This is a genomic window from Streptomyces sp. NPDC007983 (assembly GCF_042958345.1).
GTDB lineage: Bacteria > Actinomycetota > Actinomycetes > Streptomycetales > Streptomycetaceae > Streptomyces.
Genome location: NZ_JBIBJI010000005.1, coordinates 640,469 through 646,468, shown reverse-complemented (window position 1 = coordinate 646,468; position 6,000 = coordinate 640,469). Strand labels below are relative to the sequence as shown.

At 71.5% G+C, this 6,000-nt stretch carries 5 protein-coding genes and 2 pseudogenes; 4 read left to right on the top strand and 3 right to left on the bottom strand.

From position 1 onward, the window contains the following. Both ACFZCY_RS19780 and ACFZCY_RS19775 read right to left on the bottom strand, forming a co-directional pair. Positions 1–118 (bottom strand): annotated as a pseudogene (locus ACFZCY_RS19780) (ABC transporter permease); the annotation flags it as partial. A gap of 58 nt (positions 119–176) precedes the next feature. Next, complete coding sequence (locus tag ACFZCY_RS19775; RefSeq protein WP_391173719.1) at positions 177–1,091, bottom strand: ATP-binding cassette domain-containing protein; 915 nt, start codon at positions 1,089–1,091, stop codon at positions 177–179. A 107-nt stretch (positions 1,092–1,198) separates the two neighbouring features. Between ACFZCY_RS19775 and ACFZCY_RS19770 the strand changes: the two genes are divergently transcribed. Together ACFZCY_RS19770 and ACFZCY_RS19765 are read left to right on the top strand one after the other, a co-directional pair. Then, a complete protein-coding gene (locus ACFZCY_RS19770; RefSeq protein ID WP_391173723.1) occupies positions 1,199–2,413 on the top strand; it encodes a histidine kinase in 1,215 nt (404 codons plus the stop codon). A gap of 14 nt (positions 2,414–2,427) precedes the next feature. Beyond that, positions 2,428–3,090, top strand: coding sequence for a response regulator (locus ACFZCY_RS19765; protein ID WP_391173725.1), 663 nt, complete (start codon positions 2,428–2,430; stop codon positions 3,088–3,090). A gap of 43 nt (positions 3,091–3,133) precedes the next feature. Here ACFZCY_RS19765 and ACFZCY_RS19760 read toward each other — a convergent pair whose 3' ends face one another. Next, positions 3,134–3,580 (bottom strand): hypothetical protein, encoded by a 447-nt coding sequence (locus tag ACFZCY_RS19760; RefSeq protein WP_391173727.1) that lies wholly within the window; start codon positions 3,578–3,580, stop codon positions 3,134–3,136. Positions 3,581–3,604: 24 nt separating this feature from the next. Between ACFZCY_RS19760 and ACFZCY_RS19755 the strand changes: the two genes are divergently transcribed. Beyond that, positions 3,605–4,237 carry a hypothetical protein gene (locus tag ACFZCY_RS19755; protein ID WP_391173730.1) on the top strand — a complete coding sequence of 211 codons (633 nt, stop codon included), beginning with the start codon at positions 3,605–3,607 and terminating at the stop codon, positions 4,235–4,237. Positions 4,238–4,981: 744 nt separating this feature from the next. Beyond that, positions 4,982–5,799, top strand: a pseudogene (locus tag ACFZCY_RS19750) (IS5 family transposase). Positions 5,800–6,000: the final 201 nt, after the last annotated feature.

The following is a 6,000-nucleotide window of genomic DNA, read 5'->3' as shown; positions in this document are numbered from 1 at the left end:
CGAAGACCAGCACGGTGATGGCCAGCGTGGCGGCGAAGACCGCGACGAGGGAGCCGAAGCTCGCCCGGATGGATCTGATCTTCAGCCACTCGGAGTGCAGCACCGCAGTGACGGGCATGGTCGGGTCTCCTCTTCTCGGGTGGTGGGGGCGGCTTCTCGGGTGGTGGGGCCGCTTCTCAGCTGGTGGCGGCGGTGAACTCCGCCTCGTCCGCCGTGAGCGCGAGGTAGGCCTGCTCCAGCGAGGCGCGTTCGTCGGCGAGTTCGGACACGGGGATGCCCTCGCGGGCGGCCACGGCCCCGATCTGCTCGGCCTTGGCGCCTTCCACCACCCATCCGCCGTCCTCGCCTTCCAGGACCGTGAATCCGCCGGTCAGCAGCGTGGCCCTCAGCCGGGCGGGGTCGGTGGTGCGTACCCGTACGCGGGCCCGGCTGTGCCGCTCGATGAAGTCGGGCATGGAGACGTCGGCGAGGAGGCGGCCCCGGGCGAGGACGACGAGGTGGTCGGCGTAGGTCGCGGTCTCGTTCATCAAGTGGCTGGAGACCAGGATCGTGCGGCCCTCCCCGGCGAGTCGGCGCAGCAACGCGCGGATCCAGATGATCCCTTCCGGATCGAGGCCGTTGGCGGGCTCGTCCAGCAGGAGCACGGGCGGATCCCCGAGGAGCGCGGTGGCGATGCCGAGGCGCTGGCGCATGCCCAGCGAGAAGGTCTTGACGCGGCGGCCCGCCACGGTGGCGAGACCGGTCTCCTCGAGGACCTCGTCCACACGGCGGCCCGGAAGGCGGTTGCTGACCGCGAGGCAGCGCAGATGGTCACGGGCGGTCCGGGAACCGTGGGCCGCCTGCGCGTCGAGCAGGGCGCCGACCGTGCGCAGGGGTTCGCGCAGGGTCGCGTACGGGCGACCCGCCACCGTGGCGGTGCCGGCGGTGGGGTGGTCGAGGCCGAGGATGAGGCGCATGGTGCTGGACTTGCCCGCGCCGTTGGGGCCGAGGAAACCGGTGACCCGGCCCGGTTCGACGCTCAGGGTGAGCCGGTCGACGGCGCGGGTGCTGCCGTACTCCTTCGTCAGGTCGTGTACGTCGATGCTGGTCATGGCTTCAGCCTGGCCGTACGGAAAGGTGGCGGGCCTCCCCCGCCGGAGGAGACCGTCTCCCCCGTGAGGGGGAACCACCGCCCCGCCCGCTCTGCCACGATGACGGCATGCCAGGCCCTCTGCTGCCGCTGACCCGTGCGGTCACCTACACCCGCTGGCTTCATGTGCTGGTGGGGGCGATCGTGCCGTTCGTCTGCGGCGCCATCTATCCGGGGCTGACCCGTCCCGCCCCGACCGACTGGCTGCTGATCGCGGCGCTGCCGGTTCCCCTGGTCCTGGCGGCGGCCGTGGTGCCCGAGGTGCGCCGGGCGGAGGGGCTGCAGGCGCGGCTGATGCTGTTCCCGGGGCCGCACGCGCGCGTGCGCGGTGAGGAGGACCCGGGGGTCTCGGCCGCGCCGTCCGCCTCGTGGAGCGACCGGGCCAGGACCGGTGCCTGGCTGGTGCTGCGCCTGGAGGTGGGGCTCGCCGTCGCGCTGGTGACGGGACAGTTGATGGCGCTGTGCCTGTCGCTCGCCGGGGCGGCCGCCGGGCAACCCGGCGTGGGCGACGCGCCGTTGCGGGTGTCCGGCGGGGGCTGGGGGTATGCCCTGCTGGTCCCGGTGCCCCTGCTGGTGCTGGCCGCCCTGGCCGCCGGGGCGGGCGCCCTCATGGCGGAGGCCGCCCGTCGACTGCTCGGCCCGTCGGCCAGGGAGCGGCTGGCCGAGTTGGAGGAACGTACCGAGCGGCTGCTGGAACGCAACCGCATCGCCCGGGAGTTGCACGACTCCCTCGGCCACGCCCTCACCCTGGCCGTGGTGCAGGCGGGTGCCGCGCGGGCGGCGGGCGACCCGGACTTCACCGACCGGGCGCTGGAGACCATCGAGGAGTCGGGGCGGGCCGCGCTGGAGGACCTGGAACGGGTCCTGATGGTGCTGCGCGAGACGGCGCCGCCGGCCGGGGCTCGCCCGGCCCTGGGCGACGCGGACCGGCTGCTGGAGTCCGCCCGGTCCTCGGGGGCGCGGATCGACGCCGAGGTGACCGGTCCGCTGGAGCGGGTGCCGGGCCCGGTGTCGCGCGAGGGCTACCGGATCCTCCAGGAGGCCCTGACCAATGTGCTGCGGCACGCGGGCCCCGTCCCCGTCCGCGTCCGCATCGCCGTGGACGAGGCACGGCTGAGGCTGGAGGTGCGCAACCCCCTGTCCGCGCCGGCGGCGGTGGCCGTCACGGGCGGCGGCAGCGGGCTGCGCGGGATCCGGGAGCGCGCCGCGCTGCTCGGCGGCGAGGCCCGGACGGAGCGGGACGGCGGCCAGTGGCTGGTCCATGTCGACCTGCCGCTGGGGTGATCTAGGCTGGGCGGATGCTCACCGTTCTCCTGGTCGACGACGAGCCTCTGGTGAGGGCGGGCCTGCGCGCCGTACTGGAGGCGCAGCCGGACATCGAGGTGGTGGGCGAGGCGGCCGACGGCGCCGCCGTGATCCCCCTGGTGCGTCGGCTGCGGCCGGACGTCGTCGCCATGGACGTGCGGATGCCGCTGATGGACGGCATCGAGGCCACCCGGGCCGTCCTGCGCACGGTGCCGGACCCGCCGAAGATCATCGTGGTGACGACCTTCGAGAACGACGAGTACGTGTACGGGGCGCTGCGCGCGGGCGCCGACGGGTTCCTGCTGAAGCGGGCGCGACCGGCGGAGATCGTGCACGCCGTGCGGCTGGTGGCGGAGGGCGACTCGCTGCTGTTCCCGGCGGCGGTGCGCCAGTTGGCCGCCTCGTACGGTGAGACCCACGGCAGCGCCGAGGGCCGGGCGGCCCTGGAGCGCGCCGCGCTGACCGAGCGGGAGGGTGAGGTGCTGCGGCTGGTGGCCCGCGGGCTGTCGAACGCGGAGGTCGCGGCGCGCCTGGTGGTGGGCACCGAGACCGTCAAGTCGCATATGAGTTCCGTCCTGGCGAAGCTCGGTGCGCGGGACCGCACCCAGGCGGTCATCGCCGCGTACGAGTCCGGCTTCGTCTCGCCGGGCCACTGACCCGTCGGCAGCGCCGGCCACGCCCCGGGCGGCGGTGCCCGCGTCAGGTGAAGAACCCTATGTAGGACGAGGCGAGGCTCGAGACCAGCCAGAACACGCCGAAGGCGATACCGATGATGATCAATATCGCCAGCACTCTGTCCACCTTGCCGACGGACGTGAACGGAGATCGGGGGTCGGGATCATGTGGGCTCATTGACCCAACATACGACAATAAGTCGGCGCGTGTGACGACTCGTTGATGATCCTGTAACCCATGGTCCACCTGGGCGGCTACGCCGGTTCCATCCTCCCGGCCGCGCTCGGGTACAACGAAGATCGCCGGAAGCGGGGCGGACTGCTCCAGCCGCACCGGCCCGGCCGCCGCACCGGCCCGGCCGCCGCGCCGATCGCGCCGATCGCGCACTCCAGGTGCCCGGCGCGCGGGCGCGGCGCGGTCAACCCCGTTCTGGGCCCGGAAGTCCGCAAAGTCCTCGCTCAATGGGCTCACGGCGTCACCTTGCCCCAACGCCAGGTGGCCGTCGCGCAGGTGTGCGGGAGGAATCTGGCCCGTGAATACACCAGCGTCGCGCTGACCAGGCTGAAGTACCTCCTGCGAACGTCTGAGCACGAGGAGGTACGGGCGGCAGCGCTGACCACGCTGAAGTCCCTGCTGGGCGACGCCGATCTTTCGGCGCGGGTGCTGAAGACGCTCGTCGACTGGACCGCGCCGGAGAGGAACACTTCGGAGAAGGGAGGGTCCAGCCACACTGCCTTCCTCGACGTGTTCGCTCTGGACGACACCGAATCCTCCGCGTCGCCGGTCCCCCTCCTCCTCAACGCGGAAGCAGAGCACGGCGAGGCCGTCCGCGAGTTGCTCCGCGAAGGCTGGCAGGCCACATGGCGCCGTCCTGAACAACGCGAGCGCGCGGCGGAGGTGCTCGGTCAGTGGTGCGACGCGGCTGAAGCCGGTGAGCTGCCCGGAGATGCCGTGGAGGATGTCGTCGCCGTCATCTTCTCGGCCCAGGTGGATGTAATGGGCGGCGAACTCGACAGGCTCATCGCCGGCACGGCGCCGTTCCGCACCCAGCTGCGTACGCGCCTCTTCGAGGTTGTCAGGGAGATGGCGGCACGCGGGGCGGCGGCCAGCACCCACAGCGCCGTATGAGGCCGCGTCTCTTCCGCCGGGGTGACGCCGGTTCCGCGAGGCAGGAGGACCCGGCCCTTCGGAAAGACCTTCACCGCCCAGCTGCCCAGCGCGGACCACGGTCTCTATTTCGACGTGCGTTTCGCCTACGACTGGACATCGGAGGCATCGCAACGGGCTCCGGTCCTGCACGGCGACGCCGTGGCACGGTCACTGCTGACAGACCATGCCGCGGAAGCCCTGCGCACCTACCCCATCCTCATGGCCGGGCCACGGTGATCGTCAGGGAGGACACACTGCTGGCTGTCGGCCGCCGGAGCGAGGCCGCCGAACGGCACCGCGTCGAGGGGGCAGCCCACGTCGCACGCCTGGAACTGCTCCGTGCCTTTCACGGCCCGAGCACAAGGACGCGGGCGATGGATCTTCTGGAGACCGTCCTGAGCCTTCTCGCGCCCGAATCGGCGGCCTCGGCACGTGCAGAGGCAGTAGAGCAGATGGGTCAAGCCCCGGTGTCCGAACCATCTTGATCCCCGCAACCGTAACGGTCGGCCGGAGCCCGGCAGCACCAGCTACTGGGCACCGGTCGTATCGCGAAGCCGCTTTCACTTGATCCATGCGTGGTGAGTAACTCGCCGCATCTGCACCTCTGGAGGGGGTCCGTGGACGAAGCAGAAGTGGCGGAAGCGCGCCCTCCCTTAGAACTCCTAACGAAATGATCTTCGAGGTGGTTGGATCACTCCAGGACCGGTGATTCGGAGGTGTGGAGTGGCACGGCCGAAGCCGTGGGAAGCCGACGACGAGCTGTGGGCGGTGATCGAGCCGTTGCTGCCCAAAGTCGAACGCCGGGCTCGCCACCCCGGGCGCAAGCGGCATCCGGACCGTCTGGTGTTCCAGGGCATCCTGTTCGTCCTGCACACCGGAATCGCCTGGGAACACCTGCCGCAGGAGCTTGGCTTCGGTTCGGGCATGACCTGCTGGCGCCGTCTGGCCGAATGGACCGAGGCCGGGGTGTGACGCCGGCTGCACGAGGCCCTCCTGGCCGAACTGCGCGGCGCGAACGCCCTGGACTTCTCCCGGGCGGCGGTCGACGGTTCCCACATCCGGGCGCTAAAGGGGGCCCCAAGACCGGACGAAGCCCCGACGGCCGGGGCAGGACGGGCAGCAAGCACCACCTGATCACCGACGCCACCGGCATCCCGCTCGCCGCCACGCTGACCGGTGGCAACCGCAACGATGTCACCCAGCTCATCCCGCTGCTGCAGGCCGTGCCGCCGGTGCGGGGCAAGCGCGGCCGACCTCGGCGCCGCCCGGACGTGGTGCTGGGCGACCGCGGCTACGACCACGACCAGTACCGCCGCCTGGTCCGGGATCTCGGCGTGAAACCACTGATCGCCCGCCGCGGCACCGAGCACGGCTCCGGCCTCGGCACCCAACGCTGGGTCGTCGAACGTGCCTTCGCCCACGTGCACTGGTTCCGCCGCCTGCGGATCCGCTGGGAGATACGCGACGACATCCACGAAGCCTTCCTCACCCTCGGATGCGCACTCATCTGCTGGCGACGTCTGAAGTCATTGCGGCAGTAGTCTTCACTGCACGTGAGAGCAGTCGGAATCAGGTCCCGCGCGATGGTCGAGCCGGTCGCGCACAGCGAGCAGGTCGGTGATCCGCTGGTCGATGCGGAAACGCTCGGACGTCAGCTGGTCCAGGAGTGCCGGGGGGGGCTTCACCTGAGTCCACGCACGGCAGCACCTGGCGGACCACTCTGTTCGGGAGGCCCGCCCGAC

Excerpts from the sequence above, each read along its gene's own strand:
- ACFZCY_RS19770 (WP_391173723.1), top strand. The coding sequence starts at position 1,199 with ATGCCAGGCCCTCTGCTGCCGCTGACCCGTGCGGTCACCTACACCCGC.
- ACFZCY_RS19775 (WP_391173719.1), bottom strand. The coding sequence starts at position 1,091 with ATGACCAGCATCGACGTACACGACCTGACGAAGGAGTACGGCAGCACC.
- ACFZCY_RS19765 (WP_391173725.1), top strand. The coding sequence starts at position 2,428 with ATGCTCACCGTTCTCCTGGTCGACGACGAGCCTCTGGTGAGGGCGGGC.